We start from the raw sequence: 16781 nt of genomic DNA on the forward strand, positions 1-16781 counted from the left end.
TTATGTCAAAATTATTACAAATTCGTGACACGCTAGTCTTACTCGACCAAGCAGATGCGCGTACTTTAAGCTTGCTACTAAATATTCCTAAAACCATGACCCAAGCAATATTAGAAATATTAGAAATAAGAGGACAAATCGAGAAAGTAAGCAATAACACTATTAAAACTTGTGAGGATTGTAGTCATAATTGTAATTTGCCTTATTATCGGTTACGGTCACCAAAAAGTTAATCAAGTTAAAGCTGTGGTCCAGCGCTATGTAATCCCTGTACTTGTACTGCAAACATTTTAGTTAATTGATTAAAATTATCGATAAAACTTTGAGCGAGATCGCTCGCTTTTTTCTGCCATTCAGCTTGATTGACATAAGTCATACGTGGATCGAGAAGAGTACTATTGATACCAACTAGATTTTGAGGTATAGTTAGATTAAAAATTGGTAGGTTTATTTTTGGCGCCTCATTAATCTTTCTGCTTAATATCGCATTGATAATTATCCGGGTATCTGTAATAGATATACGATTACCACTGCCATTCCAACCCGTATTTACTAAGTAAGCACTAGTACCAACAGCCTCCATCCTCTTAGCTAGCATAGCCGCATATATCGTCGGATGCAGTGATAAAAAAGCTGCTGCAAAACAAGCGGAGAATGTGGGAATCGGTGCCATTACACCACGTTCAGTACCAGATAACTTTGCGGTAAAACCAGATAAGAAATAATATTGTGCTTGTTCTGCCGTTAAAGTTGCTACTGGTGGTAACACACCGAAGGCGTCGGCTGTCAGAAAAATTACCGTCGAAGCATGGCTAGCATACGATACTGGTTTGACAATATTTTCGATATGATAAATTGGGTAGGATACACGTGTATTTTCAGTTTTACTACTGTCATTGTAATCTACTGAACCATCAATTCGTACTACTACGTTTTCTAACAGCGCATCACGTCGGATGGCCTGAAAAATATCTGGCTCTGCCTCTGCATTTAAGTGCATAGTTTTAGCATAGCAGCCACCTTCTAAATTAAAAATACCATTATCGTCCCAACCATGTTCATCGTCGCCAATAAGGCGTCGTTTAGAATCATGAGAGAGTGTAGTTTTGCCTGTGCCTGATAGGCCGAAGAAAAGTGCTACATCATCATTTGCACCAACATTAGCCGAACAATGCATCGATGCTATGCCTTTCAGTGGCAATTTATAGTTCATCACCGAAAATATGCCTTTTTTCATTTCGCCTCCGTACCAAGTACCACCAATCAGCTGCATTCCTTCGGTTAAATTAAAAGCAATAAAATTTTCTGAATGCATACCTTGTTCGCGCCAATTAGGGTTAGTACATTTGGCCCCGTTTAGTACCACAAAGTCAGGTTCAAAAACTTTGAGATCTGTTTCATTTGGACGGATAAACATATTTTTTACGAAATGTGCCTGCCAAGCAACTTCAGTGATGAAGCGCACCCGTAATCTATTGTCTTCCTTAGCGCCGCAAAATACATCAATAATAAATAAACGCTTGCTGCTTAGCTGCTTACCTACCAATATCTTGAGATGTTCCCAGGTATCTTGGCTAATAGGATGATTATCATTATCGTTCTGATCATCTGACCACCATAATTTATGGCTGGTATTTTTATCCCGTACTAAATATTTATCAAACGGTGATCGACCAGTAAAAATACCAGTATTTACCGCTACTGCGCCTGAGCTAGTAACAGTACAGCGCTCAAAACCAGTTAAGTACTGGTTAGTCTCTTCGACAAATAACTGCTCAAAACTAGGATTATATATTATTTCACAGCAGTCTGTAATTCCATAACTAATTAAGTTTAACTGCTGTAGATTCATCTTTTTACTTACCATATTAATATTGTTTTTAAGATACTAGAATTTTTTTCTGAACTAAATTACCTGAATGTTTCTAACAAGGTAATTTTTAGAGAAGTAGTTAATTATAAACCGTGCTGATGCAACTAGCATCTAGCTTGGTACGACCTATAATAAGCTTATTCTATAATAAATTATTGTTCTATTTTGTTTTTTTCCACTTGAAATAAGCCGCTGCTTTATTAGTTATTAATAATAGATTGTGCTGATAGCTTGCAGCACAATCTATTATTAACGCACAATGTAGAGAAACTCTATTTGGTAACTCTATTCTATTTTACGGAACTTTTATGGATAACATATTGCACAAACCAAAAATCAACTATGTAGAGACCGTAGCTAGGTCACGTCTATTTACTATTGAATCAGTTAATTTGGAGTTTAGTAATGGTGTTTGTAGAGTATACGAACGAATGCAGCCATCAGATCGTGAATCGGTAATGATAGTACCAGTCATAGATGATCACCTTTTGCTAATTCGTGAGTATGGTGTTGGTATTGAGGACTATGAGCTTAGCTTTCCAAAAGGACTCATCGATGCCGGCGAAGAAATTATGGAAGCTGCAAATCGTGAACTTATGGAAGAAGCTGGCTACGGTGCACAGAATTTCACATTTCTCCATAGCTTAACTATAGCGCCTTCTTATTTATCTAGTAAAATGAATATTGTGGTAGCCCAAAAGCTTTATCCACAAAAGCGGCAAGGCGATGAGCCAGAAACGTTGCCACTAGTTCGCTGGCCAGTATCACATATGTTAGCATTACTAAATGAAATAGATTTTTGTGAGGCACGTAATATCAGCGCGCTGTTTCTTGCCCACGCTTGGTTAAGATAGATGACGAGCCAATCAAAAATACAATAGTATAATTTTATATTAGAAATAGAGTTAGCTATCCTTATCTTTTGCATAATTTATGTAACTATAGCCTATAAACTATATCAAATTATTTATAGTTCATATACTATGTTTTTAATACGTTTGATTTGTTTTACATCAGCTGATCTATTGCAGCAATAAAAATTACTAGTAATTCTGGCAATCCTTAATTTAAGATAGCCATCTAGAAGTTAATACATCTATAACTGTGGCTCGGGTAGATAACATGATGCGTATTATCATTATCAAAGTATCGGTAAATAACTGATACTATCCCCAGCGCTATGCCGTCATAATCTCTATCTCAACCGTCTCTAAAGGTAAAAAGATCAATGGCTAAGCACTTATTTACATCGGAATCTGTTTCCGAAGGGCATCCTGATAAAATAGCGGATCAGATTTCTGACGCAGTGTTAGACGCTATCTTAGCACAAGATTTGAAAGCACGCGTTGCTTGTGAAACTTATGTTAAAACCGGTATGGTGCTGGTTGGTGGCGAAATAACCACCAGTGCTTGGATTGATATCGAAGAACTAACCCGCAATACCATCCGTGAGATTGGTTACACTCATTCAGATATGAAATTTGACGCTAACTCCTGCGCGGTTTTGAGTCTAATTAGTAAACAGTCGCCAGATATTAATCAGGGTATTGATCGTACTGATCCAATAGAACAGGGAGCGGGGGACCAGGGTTTGATGTTTGGTTACGCTACTAATGAAACAGATGTACTGATGCCAGCACCTATTACCTACGCTCATCGTCTTGTAGCGCGTCAGTCTCAGGTCCGTAAAAATGGTACCCTACCTTGGCTACGTCCAGATGCTAAAAGCCAAGTTACTTTTGCTTATGACAAAGGTAAAGTTATTGGTATCGATACCGTAGTACTTTCCACCCAACACGTAGAAAATATTGCGTTACCAAACTTACAAGAAGCGGTCATGGAAGAGATAATCAAACCTGTATTACCAGCTGAGTGGCTTTCTGCACAAACAAAATTTTTTATCAACCCAACTGGCCGTTTTGTCATCGGTGGCCCAATGGGTGATTGTGGCCTGACTGGTCGTAAAATTATCGTAGATACCTACGGTGGTATGGCTCGTCACGGTGGAGGCGCATTTTCCGGCAAAGATCCATCTAAAGTAGACCGTTCTGCCGCCTATGCAGCGCGTTATGTGGCAAAAAATATTGTGGCAGCAGGACTTGCAGAAAAATGTGAAATTCAGGTATCTTATGCAATTGGCGTCGCAGAACCTACTTCTCTTACCATCGAGACGTTCGGTACTGAAAAAATTCCAGCTAATAATCTAACTGCCTTAGTACATGAGTTTTTTGATTTGCGTCCTTATAGCTTAATCAGGATGCTTAATTTATTACAACCTATCTACCGTGAAACTGCAACTTATGGTCATTTTGGTCGTGAGCATTTTCCGTGGGAAAAGACTGACAAAGCAATACTATTGCGCGATGCAGCAACTTAAATAAGAAATAGTTGTAACTTTGTATTACGATTAACATCGAAATATTAAATAATAAATGTACGAGCCCGTACATATGGTAAATGTGCATAAGCATGTTGACGAGCTGACTTAATAAATGCTTCGGTCATTGGTTGATGCTGTTCACCATCACGTACTGCGGCATAGAGACGACTCCATAATCCTTCCCCCAGTGAGATAGTATCAATAAGACCTTGGCGCTCAAAACTTTCTACCACCCAGTGGGGTAATGCAGCAATACCCATATGTGCGGATACCATTTGAATTAATAGTAGAGTATTATCAACGGTTTTAAAGACTGGACTTATACCAGCGGGCTGCAGAAACTTACGCCAAATATCCATACGGCTACGCTGCACCGGATAAATAAGAAGTGTTTCCTCGCATAAATCATGGGGAGTAATAGCTAATTTATGAGCTAAATAATGAGTAGGTGCCAATACCAATCGAACTTCGTAATCAAATATTGGCGCGTAGTACAAACCACTGCGTGCTAAAATATCTGATGTTAGCACTAAATCTAATTTACCTTGTTGTAGCGCTGGTTGTGGATCAAAGGTAACGCCGGAGCGAAAATCCATTAGTACTTGTGGCCATTTTTCGTTAAATTTTGCTAGAGCTGGAGTAAGCCACTGAATACAGCTATGACACTCAATCGCCAAACGTATTGTGGTCTGATGTGGCTGCTGACAAGTCTGCAGCGCCTGTTGTACTTGTGGTAATATTTGTTCTGCAAGCTGCAGTAATATGTCACCCTGTGTAGTAAAACGTAGCGGCTGGCTTTTACGCACGAACAAACGAAAACCTAGGCGATGTTCGAGATCGCTAAATTGATGTGATAACGCTGATTGAGTTTGGTGAATTTGCGCTGCCGCAGCAGCCAACGAACCGCTATTACGCAACACCTGCAGAGTTCGAAGATGTTTTAGTTCGATCATGAGAGTGTTTCATCTAGAAGTGAATAATTTGCGCTTGTACACTCTACAGTACACCGTAATTATAGGAGTGTAAACATCTGGACGTCTTAATTGGAGAAGCTAATGGTAATTTTGAGTCATACACTAGGTTTTCCTCGCATCGGCTTGCACCGTGAATTAAAAAAAGCGCAGGAAAGTTATTGGAATGGTCATATAAATCAGCAACAGTTGCTTAACATAGGTCAAGAGCTTCGTGCACGTCACTGGCAACAGCAGAAAGATGCCGGGATAGATATACTACCAGTAGGTGATTTCGCCTGGTATGATCATGTGCTAACTACTAGCTTAATGCTAGATAATGTACCAGTACGTCACCGTAACGGCGATGAGCCAAATGATATTGATACCTTGTACCGCATTGGTCGTGGTAGCGCACCAACTGGGAAACCAGCAGTAGCTGCTGAAATGACTAAATGGTTTAATACTAACTATCATTATATAGTGCCAGAATTTACTGTGGGTCAAACATTTAACCTGGGTTGGACTCAGTTGCTAGAAGAAGTTGATGAGGCTCTAGCATTAGGCTACCGCGTTAAGCCAGTACTCCTTGGGCCAGTTAGTTACTTATGGTTAGGTAAAGTAAAAGGAACAAATTTTGACCGCCTATCGCTACTATCGGCACTATTACCAGTTTATCAGCAAGTATTAGTCGAACTTGCTAAACGTGGCGTAGACTGGGTACAGATCGACGAGCCAGCGTTAATACTAGAACTACCACCAGCATGGTGCTACGCTTACCATAGTGCCTATGAACATCTACAAGGATATACGAAACTATTACTAACTACTTATTTCGACAGCATCGCGCATCATCTGGAGATCATCACTACGCTATCGGTACAGGGGCTGCATGTTGATCTGATTGCTGGTGGCGATGACCTTAAAGCTTTACATCACCATCTACCATTAGACTGGGTGCTATCAGCTGGAGTAATAAACGGTCGCAATGTATGGCGTGCTAATCTACAAAGCTGGTTTGAGCAACTACGTTCATTAGTTGGTCAGCGAGAACTCTGGGTTAGCTCTTCTTGCTCACTTTTGCATAGTCCAATAGATTTAAGCATTGAGACTTCTATGGATAAGGAAGTTAAAAGTTGGTTTGCCTTTGCAATACAAAAATGTGCGGAACTAGGCTTACTACGTAGTGCGCTAAATCAGCAGGATCAGATTGAACAGCAAACTAAATTAGCTAATTACAGCGCGCCGATCCGCGCGCGTCAGGAATCAAAACAAGTTACAAATCCGCAAGTTCAAGCTAGGCTGGAGCAAATCACCAACGCTGATAGTCAGCGCCAGCAGCATTATGCTGACCGTATAAAAGTTCAGCGTACGCGATTTAACTTACCGATATTACCTACAACAACTATCGGTTCTTTCCCGCAAACCTCCGCAATCCGTAACTTACGTCTTAATTTTAAGAATGGACGCTTAGATGATGATAGTTATCGAATAGGTATTCGTGATCATATTAAGCAAGCTATTACTGAGCAGGATTTATTAGGTCTCGATGTTTTAGTACACGGAGAGGCCGAGCGTAACGATATGGTAGAATATTTTGGTGAGCATTTAGATGGCTTTATTTTTACCCAGAATGGTTGGGTCCAGAGTTACGGCTCCCGTTGTGTTAAGCCACCGATTATTGTCGGTGATATTAGTCGTCCACAGCCAATGACAGTAGAATGGGCGAGCTATGCTCAATCTTTAACTAAGAAACCTGTAAAAGGTATGCTAACTGGACCAGTCACGATTCTATGTTGGTCGTTTCCGCGCGAGGATATTAGTCGTCAAACTATAGCTAGACAGATAGCTTTAGCGTTGCGTGACGAAGTCATAGATCTCGAGCAGGCTGGAATAGGCATCATTCAAATTGATGAGCCAGCTTTACGCGAAGGATTGCCATTGAAACATTCTACCTGGCACGAGTATCTTAAATGGGCCGTAGAAGCATTCCGTCTGACCGCTGCAGTTGCTAAAAATCATACTCAGATCCATACCCATATGTGCTATAGCGAATTTAACGATATCATGGATTCTATTGCGGCGCTGGATGCTGATGTCATAACGATTGAAACCTCTCGTTCAGATATGGAGTTGCTTAAAATATTTAATAAGTTTCATTATCCTAATGATATTGGACCTGGGGTATATGATATTCATTCGCCTAACATACCAAGCGATGCTTCGATAATTAAGCTGTTGCGCAAAGCAGTAGAAAGTATACCAGTAGAACGTTTATGGGTTAACCCAGACTGTGGCTTAAAAACCCGCACTTGGTCAGAAACCCGTCAAGCTCTAGCAAATATGGTAACTGCAGCACGTAAACTGCGCGAAGAAAAGCTGTAACAATGCAAACGTACTACAAGTATACAGGTAATATACTAGTATTTTTTGGTAGATTAGGTTTGGTTTAATCTCTTACTAGTTTTTATTTTAGTTATATAATAGATGCTAAACAGGTAGCTAGTCTATAGATGAACATAGCTAGTTATCTGTTACTAGCACTGTAGTTTTGTTTCATACCCAATTATCAACTATAATAGTTTTAACCCGCAAGGTTAATAGCTTCTTTCATTTTTCGCATCTTCTTAATTAGTGCCTAACGAATTATAACCCACTACTAGAAACAAAGGTCTTAAGTAAACGCGGAATCAGCATATGATCACGTAAACGGTTATGGTAGGTGCGGTGCATACAATATTAACCCAAAATACTTGCTGGGAAAAACTCATGTATTTAATAATATTTTACAACGTGGGGAGCGCCCTGCTAGGCATGCTTAGCGGCTGGTTAATCACTCGTATTCAATATGATAAAAAACATCTCAAACGCCAGGCTGAATGGTCTCATCTGGCACAGACGTTACAGATGACTCATCAACAACAGGCACTAGAGCTTCGTGCACGTGAGCAGCTTGAGCAAAAGTTATACAACGGCGAACGAACTTTACATCAATTATATAGCAAGCTTGCAGCCGCAGAAGAACGTCTTAGCTCCTTAGATCATTTTCGTAATGATTGTACACAACTCAGTCAGGAACTACGTGTGCTGCAGGAAAAAAATAGTATTCTGAAAGCAGAGCTACGGGAAGTCACTATTCGTTTGGAAGAAACTCAGTTAGCAGCTGAAGATAAGCAACGTCTGCTTATTAATAGCGAACAACGGCTATCATCACAGTTCGAAAATCTAGCTCACCGTATTTTTGAACAAAACGGACGCCAAGTTAATGAACAGAACCGGCAAAGTCTTGACCAACTGCTGATTCCTCTGCGCGAACAATTAGATGGTTTCCGCCGACAAATGCAGGACAGCTTTAGCAATGAAGCGCGGGAACGCCATACTTTAGCCCATGAGATTAGTAATTTGCAGCAACTACATATACATATGACTCAAGAAGCAGTAAACCTAACCAAAGCTCTAAAAGGCGATAATAGAGTACAGGGAAATTGGGGAGAAATAGTTCTAAGTAGGGTTTTGGAAGCGTCTGGTCTTCGGGAAGGACACGAATTTCATACTCAAGTCAATATTCAGCACGGCGATGAACAACGATTACAGCCAGATGTGGTAGTACGACTACCACAGGGTAAGGATGTTGTCATTGACGCGAAAATGTCGTTAGTGGCTTATGAACGCTATTTTAATAGCGACAATGAAGCAGATCGTAAGTTAGCACTTACTGATCATGTAAATTCATTACGCACCCATATGAAACGGCTAGGCCGAAAAGATTATCAACGATTGCTTGGTTTACGATCGTTAGATTATGTTTTGATGTTTATACCAGTTGAGCCTGCTTTTATGGTCGCTATTAATCAGCATCCTGAACTTATTAGCGAAGCTTTAGCGCATAATATTATGCTAGTTAGTCCTACTACGTTATTAGTAGCACTGCGTACCATAAATAATTTATGGCGTTACGAACACCAAAGCAGGAATGCCCAGCATATTGCAGATCGCGCTACACGACTATACGATAAATTTCGTCTTTTTGTCGATGATATGAATACTATAGGCCAAAGTTTAGAGAAAGCACAAGCAAGTTATCGGCTCGCGATGAAAAAATTAGCTTATGGTCGTGGTAATATGATCAGTCAAGCAGAAGGATTTCGTACTCTAGGGGTTGAGATTCAGCGTCCTATAGCACCAGTATCAGCCTCTATCCTAGATGGACATATTATTTTCACTGAACAACCAGACGATACTACATTGCACGATGAACTACCATTAAGAGAGTAGCACTCTACCATAGGACTTTGACTACGTATCTGTTACACTTATCGCCTAAAATCATTAGGGAGTAAGACTGACTAGGACTAAAAACATGGTAAATGAAAATAAGGGTGAAACTACCCATTTTGGTTTCCGTACCGTAACCAAAAAACAAAAAACGTTGATGGTTGCAGATGTTTTTAACTCAGTAGCGACAAACTATGACTTGATGAACGATTTAATGTCGTTTGGTATTCACCGTCTCTGGAAACGGTTCGCCATAGAATGTAGCGGTATACGTCGCAGACAAAAAGTCTTAGATCTTGCTGGCGGTACTGGCGATATCACTGCTAAGTTTTCTCGTTTGGTCGGGGACCAAGGTAAAGTAGTATTAGTTGATATTAATGATTCTATGCTTAAAGCTGCACGAGATAAGTTACGTAATCATGGTGTGCTCGGTAATATCAGCTATATACAAGCTAATGCTGAATTATTACCTTTTAGTAACAATATATTCGACTGTATCACGATATCGTTTGGACTACGTAACGTAACGGAAAAAGAACAGGCTCTACGCTCAATGTACCGAGTACTAAAACCAGGCGGATGCTTATTAATCCTAGAATTCTCTAGACCTCTATTCAAGCCACTAAAAAAAGTGTATGATTTTTACTCTTTTCATATTCTGCCTAAGATAGGCCAGTTAATAACCAGCGATGCTAGTAGCTATCGCTATCTAGTGGAATCTATCCGTATGCATCCCGATCAAGAAAAACTAAAATCTATGATGCATAATGCCGGTTTCGATAATATCGAGTACTTTAATATGACTGGTGGGATTGTAGCGCTACACCGCGGTTATAAATTCTAATTTTTAACTAAATATGCTTTTAAAACAATTCATAAGTGCGGTGCTAGAAACCTTGCTTAAGCACTTACTTTTTCTGTTCCAAAATCAGCCTATGTCAGCCAAATATCAGTGTCTGAAAGGAAAAGTTTTGAGACTTCAATTAGCCGAATTAGATACACCGATTATTTTAATATTTAGTGAACAACAAGTTGATGTTCTCAACGCTTGGAATGATATAGCTGACTGTACGATCGATACTAATATAACTACGTTACTGTTTTTAGATTATAGTAATCATCAGCATGTAACGCAGTTTCTGAAACTTACACAAGGCGATCAGCAAATATTGCAGCAATTCGTTACATTACTAAAAATAGTAGGATGGGATCCTGCTGAGCTTTTAGTGCCCTGGCTAGGCGATATTGTTACAGAAGTTATTCTACGTTATTTCATACATCAGGTCTATGGTATCAAGCAACAACTGCGTACTTTCCAAGACCGAATCACTTTTGCAATTACTGATGAGTGGCGTATAGCACCCTCGTCGCTAGAATTAACGTTTTTTAACCAAAAAGTTAATGAGGTGACTCTAGCAGTAGAGCAATTAGCAGCTTGTTTGGACAAACTATAGGGAGTCTAGCCTATGCTTTTAGGAGAGATTTACCGCCTTTATTTTATTATCAGAGTAATGCTTAGCTACGGACTAGATGAGCTCATGCCAGTAACTAGGTTAACTTTACCACTACGAATCGGACGCCGATTATTCTTTTGGATACCTAACTTGCATGTTGAACGGGCGCTAGGTGAACGCCTGCGTCTTGCTCTACAAGAGCTTGGGCCAGTATGGATTAAGTTAGGGCAAATGCTCTCTACCCGTCGTGATTTTTTGGCACCATCAATCGCAGATCAGCTAGCTATGTTACAAGATAGGGTGCAGCCTTTTCATGGTGCATTAGCGCGTAAGCATATCGAATGTTCCATGGGAGAATCGTTAGAAATGTGGTTCGAAGACTTTGAACCAGATCCGCTTGCTTCGGCTTCTATAGCGCAGGTACATACAGCTAAGTTGAAAAACAATGGTAAAGAGGTGGTCATCAAAGTAATTCGCCCGGACATTATGCCAATTATTCAAGCTGACGTGCGTCTCATGTACAGATTAGCACGTTGGGTGCCACGTTTATTACCAGGAAGTAGACGTTTGCGTCCGATGGAAGTTGTGTTGGAGTACGAGAAAAAGTTATTAGATGAACTAAATTTACTACGCGAAGCAGCTAACTCCATTCAATTACGGCGTAACTTCGCTAAAAGTTCAATGTTGTATATACCAGAAGTATATCCTGATTATTGTAGTGAAAATATAATGGTCATGGAGCGTATTTATGGCATACCAGTCAACGATATAGTGGCTTTGAAAAAGCAAGGTACTAACATGAAGCTTTTAGCGGAGCGAGGAGTACAAATATTTTTTACCCAAGTATTTCGTGATAGTTTTTTTCACGGCGATATGCATCCAGGTAATATTTTCGTCAGTTATGAGCATCCGGAAAATCCCCAATATATCGGTATCGACTGTGGTATCGTTGGTTCACTAAACAAAAAAGATCAACGTTATTTAGCAGAAAACTTTCTTGCCTTTTTTAACCGTGATTACCGTAAGGTTGCTGAACTACACGTCGATTCAGGCTGGGTACCACCTGAGACTAGTATTGAAGACTTTGAGTTTGCTATCCGCGCTGTTTGCGAGCTAATGTTCGAAAAACCACTAGCAGAAATATCCTTCGGTCATGTACTACTGAATTTATTTCATACGGCACGGCGTTTTAATATGGAAGTACAACCACAACTAGTGCTATTGCAAAAGACGTTGTTGTATATTGAGGGAGTAGGGCGGCAGCTTTATCCACAGCTAGATTTATGGAACACAGCCAAGCCTTTTTTAGAAGAGTGGATAGAAAATCAGGTTGGCTTATCTGCTCTATTTCGCGCTATTAAAGAGAAAGCTCCTTATTGGGTAGAGAAGTTACCTGAATTGCCAGAACTAGTTTATGATAGTTTTAAGCAGAACATAATGTTACAAAAAAGCGTCGATCGACTAACAGCAGAGCTACAAAAACAGCGCCTAAGACAAGGGCAGGCCTATTTTTTATTTAGTATGGGCGCTACCTTATTACTTATCGGTACGTTTTTACTTGCATATGATGCTAATATCGCATTAGTATCTGTCTGGCTAGTGATTTTTGGCATAGTAAGCTGGTTTTTAGGTTGGAAGCGTACCGTATAAATGAGAGATATAAATACTATCGTATCATGTATATATAGTACTATTATATCTAACTAGATAATAGTTGACTGGCAGAGCGGTATTTAAGCCTTTTTTACAATCACGGTAATACTCATTAGCGAGAGTTGATGTCCAGTGACAAATACTAGTCTTGTATCCGGACTAGTAAATAAGCACCTACCTCGTCAGATTCAATGAGTATCTCTAGATCTGTTCTTTGTCTAATAACATCAGTAGGAAAATCTACGTAGCGTGAGTGTGGCCCCAAAAAAGTTGGATCAAATCCCCTCGTTAACAACGAATATGGTCTCTGTGTGTAATACTAATAGACTCACGATAGTTTTGGTTGTCTGGTCATTTTGGGAATATTATAAAGAATCTTTATATTTAAAATGATAATAAAAATTATTCATATGTTCGGCAGTAGTGTTTTGTGATTAACGGTTATCAATCCGCAGCAACTTAATATTAAGTTGCTGCGGATAGTTAGATAATAAACGTAAGAAATAATTTTCTGTTTCTATTTTATTTTGCATAGAAAACTTTAATCGATTTTATTTTTATTGTCTAAGTATTGGCATACGAGAAAGTCATGACAAAAATATTTTCATTCCGTAATAAATTAACTGCTGGTAAATTTTGAGACACCATAATTGGCATAAATTTTTTATCTATAAATAGATATAAATTTATCAATAGATTTACATATAGTGATATTAGCGATTAAATATAAAATTTATAGTTTCCATCAGTTTGTTAAGGTTAATAACGATTAATGATAACTCAATATAAAAATCAATTGATATCTTAATTATTGTTGATCTGTTTATAAAAATATTTGTACTACAATTCATAATTGATTACTGGGCTACTAAAGTAATCTTTTTTCTGACCTATGAGACTAATGTTATGTTAGATCAACCTATAAAACAATGGTGCCAGTTAATGCGCATAGATAAACCTATCGGCTTATTATTATTATTGTGGCCAACGCTATGGGCACTGTGGTTAGCTAGTAATGGTTTCCCTCATCTTAGTACTCTCACGGTTTTTATCTTAGGGGTATTTTTTATGCGGTCTGCTGGCTGTGTGATTAATGATTTTGCCGATCGTCAGATAGACGGTTATGTAAAACGTACCCGCTGTAGACCGCTACCCAGCGGAACTGTTAGAGAAAGAGAAGCCAAACTATTATTCGTAGCATTAATTAGTGTTTCCTTGGCCCTGGTACTCACATTGAATACAATGACTATTGCCTTATCTGTAGTAGCACTAGCATTAGCATTTATTTACCCATTCATGAAACGTTATACCTACCTACCACAATTAGTGTTAGGTATAGCATTTAGTTGGTCTATTCCAATGGCGTTCATATCAGTACGTCATTGCTTACCGGTATGTTGTTGGCTGTTGTTTCTTGCAAATATTACCTGGACCATTGCCTATGATACTCAATACGCTATGGTAGATAGAGATGATGATTTACGCATCGGTGTGAAATCTACTGCTATTTTTTTTGGTCGTTTCGATAGGCTGATGATTGGGCTCTCACAAACTATTACACTATTTTTATTAGGTATAATAGGTTGGCAAATGGCGTTAGGATATCTTTTTTATATAGCATTAGTTGGGGTATCAGTGCTATTTGCTTGGCAACAAAAGTTAATGAATTGTCGTAATAGGCAGGCATATTTTCAGGCTTTTTTGAATAATAACTATGTAGGTATGCTAATATTTATCGGTATTTTACTAAGCTAACTATTACTCACTAGATGGATTTAGCGCGCTAGCAATAGTGATCCGTATATCAGGAGTAATGAGTGTATTTAATAAGCCCGCTGTCTCTTCAACTTTACCATAGCTTAAACTGACATCTCCACTATAACTAATATAACCCTCATGACGTAACGTAGTTATAAGGGTAGAAAATATAGTTTTGTCAAAAAACTCTGGTGCATTAATACTATGTGCTATCGATAACTGCTGGGCAATTATCCAACTTTTTTTTTCTAGTGTACCTCGATTGATTTGCGGATGAGCGCATAATAGCGAGAAAGTTATGGCATAACGCTGTAGTGTATCTAGCCCAATTGCTGCTAGCAATTGTAGTGTATGCGTGCACTCTGGAGCAGGATGTAGCTGTTTTTTTTGTACGTCGAATAGTCTCTGCCTATACAACTCCGCAATTAGAAGGTCGATAAAAAGTAGTAACTCCTGGTTGCTAAATCGCATAAATAGTTCTGCCTTCAACATTGGATATAAGCATAAGATATAATAATATAGTTTCTTACGACTGATACCAGGTTGGCTATTGACAATAGTTGCAACTAAAGACGGTAAAATCAATAGATGCTGAATATTATTACGATAATAAGTCATCAGTGCAGCTTGATCACTTGAGAACACAATCATATCGCTTATAATAGTAAAATTATTGAGTGCAAGTGTATGCTCTAATAGAGCTTTAGACGTAATATTTGGTACCGTCACTTCAGGTGCATAGGGAACATTACGTAATAACTCAAGATAGCACGTCAGCTGCGATAGTAATTGTGTCCGCGTTAGTGAGTATGAGCACTGACGTGAAGCTAGCAGCACGCTGGAACATAGATTCATAGCATTAACCGCTGCTGCGTTATTAATTCGTATCATGATAGTTATCGCGATATTGTCCACCGTTGGCGCTAACCAATCTGGTCTATGAGTTGATTCTATGGGATTGATATTTTCGCGCCACTGCGGAACTTTATGATTGAGCCAAGTGACTAATGACAAAGGTTCACCAAAATTTACATATCCGAGACCAAGATTGCGTAATTTACGGAATCCACATACCATCTGTATGAGTCCCTCTTTTTCTTTGACCGCCCCGTATAACTCCTTAGCGTATGTAGCTACTTCCGTTACATGCTCATAGCCAACATAGATAGGCACTAGAGTGATAGGCCGTTTACCGGCGCGTAGCATGGCTTGGAGAGTCATCGTCAGAGTACCCTTTTTGGGTTCCAGTAGTCTGCCAGTACGTGAACGACCACCTTCTAAAAAATATTCAACAGAATAACCGCGGATGAACAGCTCACCGAGATATTCGCGGAATATAGCAGAGTAAAGCTTATTACCCTTAAAAGTACGGCGGATAAAAAATGCTCCTAGCCTACGGAAGATAGGACCGACCGGCCAGAAATTTAGATTGATGCCAGCTGCGATGTGTGGTGGAACTAAACCTTGATGATACAAAACGTAGGATAGTAGCAGATAGTCCATATGACTACGGTGACAGGGTACATAAACAATTTCATGTCCTTTTTCTGCTAATTGACGAACTCGATCTACGTGATGCACATGTAAACCCTGATAAAGAAGATTCCAGGTCCAACCTAACACTCGGTCCGATAAACGTATTGCTTCATAAGAAAAGTCTGCTACTATTTCTTTGATCAATGCGCTCGCTTTTTGCTGTGCCTGCTTTACTGATATGTTTTTACTACGCGCTTCATCTTTCACTGCCTTTTGAATTGCTTGAGAAGCGAGTAACTGATTAAACAAATGATTACGAACCGGTAGGCGCGGACCCATAGCGACTAGCCGCTGACGAGCGAAGTAAATACGCGCGGCCCGCGCTAGTTTTTGGACTAGGATTTTATCCATACCATTTGTTGCGGTAGCTGTATAGCGTATTGGTATTGATAAAGGCCTAGAAAAATGAATAAAACTATCACGACCTAACCACAGCACCGTCATGAATTTCTTAAAACCATTGAACCGTAGATTTTTATGTCCTTCACGACCGGGTGAACGTCCAAACATTACTAAAACTAGAACGATTTGCACATTTAACCAAGGATTTTTGCGGTATAATTTCAGATATTCATAAAATAATGAACACACACGTGGGCTATGATGAATAAAAACATAACGCGGAAGTTTTACACCCGCTATATACAATGGTTCTAGCGGGTCTGGCAACATTTTTTTGAAACATTGCATGCGTAGAGTAAGTAGATCTACTTTTGAATTATAAGGTAACACATATATCATAGGCTGCTGTGGATCTAAGCCGGCTTCTACGAGTGAATCTGCCGGAAGAACGTGACTTCTTACTAAGAACTTAAGTAATAAATATAACAAAGTGTCGTAAATTATACGCCAATTAGACATCTTTATATTAAGCCTCTTGCTAAGGTAAAAAAAATAAAACA

General features: G+C 39.2%; 12 protein-coding genes and 1 pseudogene. 9 read left to right on the plus strand and 4 right to left on the minus strand.

Annotation, left to right across the window (positions count from 1 at the left end; all coding sequences use genetic code 11):
• The first annotated feature begins 2 nt into the window (after positions 1-2).
• Positions 3-233, plus strand: coding sequence for a FeoC-like transcriptional regulator (locus tag IM45_RS03805; protein WP_081901707.1), 231 nt, complete (start codon positions 3-5; stop codon positions 231-233).
• Positions 234-238: 5 nt separating this feature from the next.
• Here the strand turns inward: IM45_RS03805 and pckA are convergent, their stop codons facing one another.
• Positions 239-1867 (minus strand): phosphoenolpyruvate carboxykinase (ATP), encoded by a 1629-nt coding sequence (gene pckA, locus IM45_RS00070; RefSeq protein ID WP_051984584.1) that lies wholly within the window; start codon positions 1865-1867, stop codon positions 239-241.
• A 314-nt stretch (positions 1868-2181) separates the two neighbouring features.
• Between pckA and nudE the strand changes: the two genes are divergently transcribed.
• The gene (nudE, locus tag IM45_RS00075) at positions 2182-2727 is read left to right on the plus strand and encodes an ADP compounds hydrolase NudE (protein WP_038497691.1); all 546 of its coding nucleotides are present in this window, start codon (positions 2182-2184) and stop codon (positions 2725-2727) included.
• A gap of 374 nt (positions 2728-3101) precedes the next feature.
• Complete coding sequence (gene metK / locus IM45_RS00080) at positions 3102-4250, plus strand: methionine adenosyltransferase (protein ID WP_038497694.1); 1149 nt, start codon at positions 3102-3104, stop codon at positions 4248-4250.
• 44 nt (positions 4251-4294) lie between these two features.
• Here the strand turns inward: metK and metR are convergent, their stop codons facing one another.
• Positions 4295-5206, minus strand: a complete 912-nt coding sequence (gene metR / locus IM45_RS00085; RefSeq protein WP_038497697.1) for an HTH-type transcriptional regulator MetR — start codon at positions 5204-5206, stop codon at positions 4295-4297.
• Positions 5207-5308: 102 nt separating this feature from the next.
• On the opposite strand from metR, the gene metE reads away from it, so the two are divergent.
• The 5 genes from metE (at position 5309) to ubiB (ending at position 12582) form a co-directional block, all read left to right on the plus strand.
• Positions 5309-7588, plus strand: a complete 2280-nt coding sequence (metE, locus tag IM45_RS00090) for a 5-methyltetrahydropteroyltriglutamate--homocysteine S-methyltransferase (RefSeq protein ID WP_038497700.1) — start codon at positions 5309-5311, stop codon at positions 7586-7588.
• Positions 7589-7972: 384 nt separating this feature from the next.
• The gene (gene rmuC / locus IM45_RS00095; protein WP_038499424.1) at positions 7973-9478 is read left to right on the plus strand and encodes a DNA recombination protein RmuC; all 1506 of its coding nucleotides are present in this window, start codon (positions 7973-7975) and stop codon (positions 9476-9478) included.
• A gap of 85 nt (positions 9479-9563) precedes the next feature.
• On the plus strand, positions 9564-10322 hold the full coding sequence (gene ubiE, locus IM45_RS00100) for a bifunctional demethylmenaquinone methyltransferase/2-methoxy-6-polyprenyl-1,4-benzoquinol methylase UbiE (protein WP_038497702.1): 759 nt from the start codon (positions 9564-9566) through the stop codon (positions 10320-10322).
• A 13-nt stretch (positions 10323-10335) separates the two neighbouring features.
• Complete coding sequence (locus IM45_RS00105; protein ID WP_038497705.1) at positions 10336-10932, plus strand: ubiquinone biosynthesis accessory factor UbiJ; 597 nt, start codon at positions 10336-10338, stop codon at positions 10930-10932.
• Positions 10933-10944: 12 nt separating this feature from the next.
• The gene (ubiB, locus tag IM45_RS00110; RefSeq protein WP_038497708.1) at positions 10945-12582 is read left to right on the plus strand and encodes a ubiquinone biosynthesis regulatory protein kinase UbiB; all 1638 of its coding nucleotides are present in this window, start codon (positions 10945-10947) and stop codon (positions 12580-12582) included.
• Between the two features lie 57 nt (positions 12583-12639).
• Here the strand turns inward: ubiB and IM45_RS03655 are convergent.
• Positions 12640-13242: pseudogene (locus IM45_RS03655) on the minus strand (homoserine O-acetyltransferase/O-succinyltransferase family protein); the annotation flags it as partial.
• A gap of 249 nt (positions 13243-13491) precedes the next feature.
• On the opposite strand from IM45_RS03655, the gene ubiA reads away from it, so the two are divergent.
• Positions 13492-14340: a 4-hydroxybenzoate octaprenyltransferase gene (ubiA, locus tag IM45_RS00115; RefSeq protein WP_038497711.1), complete on the plus strand. Its 849-nt coding sequence runs from the start codon at positions 13492-13494 to the stop codon at positions 14338-14340.
• 3 nt (positions 14341-14343) lie between these two features.
• On the opposite strand, the gene plsB is transcribed toward ubiA, so the two are convergent.
• Positions 14344-16740 carry a glycerol-3-phosphate 1-O-acyltransferase PlsB gene (plsB, locus tag IM45_RS00120; protein WP_038497714.1) on the minus strand — a complete coding sequence of 799 codons (2397 nt, stop codon included), beginning with the start codon at positions 16738-16740 and terminating at the stop codon, positions 14344-14346.
• Positions 16741-16781 lie beyond the last annotated feature (41 nt).

It is taken from the genome of Candidatus Palibaumannia cicadellinicola, from assembly GCF_000754265.1.
GTDB classification, from domain to species: Bacteria; Pseudomonadota; Gammaproteobacteria; order Enterobacterales; family Enterobacteriaceae; genus Baumannia; species Baumannia cicadellinicola_B.

Excerpts from the sequence above, each read along its gene's own strand:
- IM45_RS03805 (WP_081901707.1), top strand. The coding sequence starts at position 3 with ATGTCAAAATTATTACAAATTCGTGACACGCTAGTCTTACTCGACCAA.
- pckA (WP_051984584.1), bottom strand. The coding sequence starts at position 1,867 with ATGGTAAGTAAAAAGATGAATCTACAGCAGTTAAACTTAATTAGTTAT.
- nudE (WP_038497691.1), top strand. The coding sequence starts at position 2,182 with ATGGATAACATATTGCACAAACCAAAAATCAACTATGTAGAGACCGTA.
- metK (WP_038497694.1), top strand. The coding sequence starts at position 3,102 with ATGGCTAAGCACTTATTTACATCGGAATCTGTTTCCGAAGGGCATCCT.
- metR (WP_038497697.1), bottom strand. The coding sequence starts at position 5,206 with ATGATCGAACTAAAACATCTTCGAACTCTGCAGGTGTTGCGTAATAGC.
- metE (WP_038497700.1), top strand. The coding sequence starts at position 5,309 with ATGGTAATTTTGAGTCATACACTAGGTTTTCCTCGCATCGGCTTGCAC.
- rmuC (WP_038499424.1), top strand. The coding sequence starts at position 7,973 with ATGTATTTAATAATATTTTACAACGTGGGGAGCGCCCTGCTAGGCATG.
- ubiE (WP_038497702.1), top strand. The coding sequence starts at position 9,564 with ATGGTAAATGAAAATAAGGGTGAAACTACCCATTTTGGTTTCCGTACC.
- IM45_RS00105 (WP_038497705.1), top strand. The coding sequence starts at position 10,336 with ATGCTTTTAAAACAATTCATAAGTGCGGTGCTAGAAACCTTGCTTAAG.
- ubiB (WP_038497708.1), top strand. The coding sequence starts at position 10,945 with ATGCTTTTAGGAGAGATTTACCGCCTTTATTTTATTATCAGAGTAATG.
- ubiA (WP_038497711.1), top strand. The coding sequence starts at position 13,492 with ATGTTAGATCAACCTATAAAACAATGGTGCCAGTTAATGCGCATAGAT.
- plsB (WP_038497714.1), bottom strand. The coding sequence starts at position 16,740 with ATGTCTAATTGGCGTATAATTTACGACACTTTGTTATATTTATTACTT.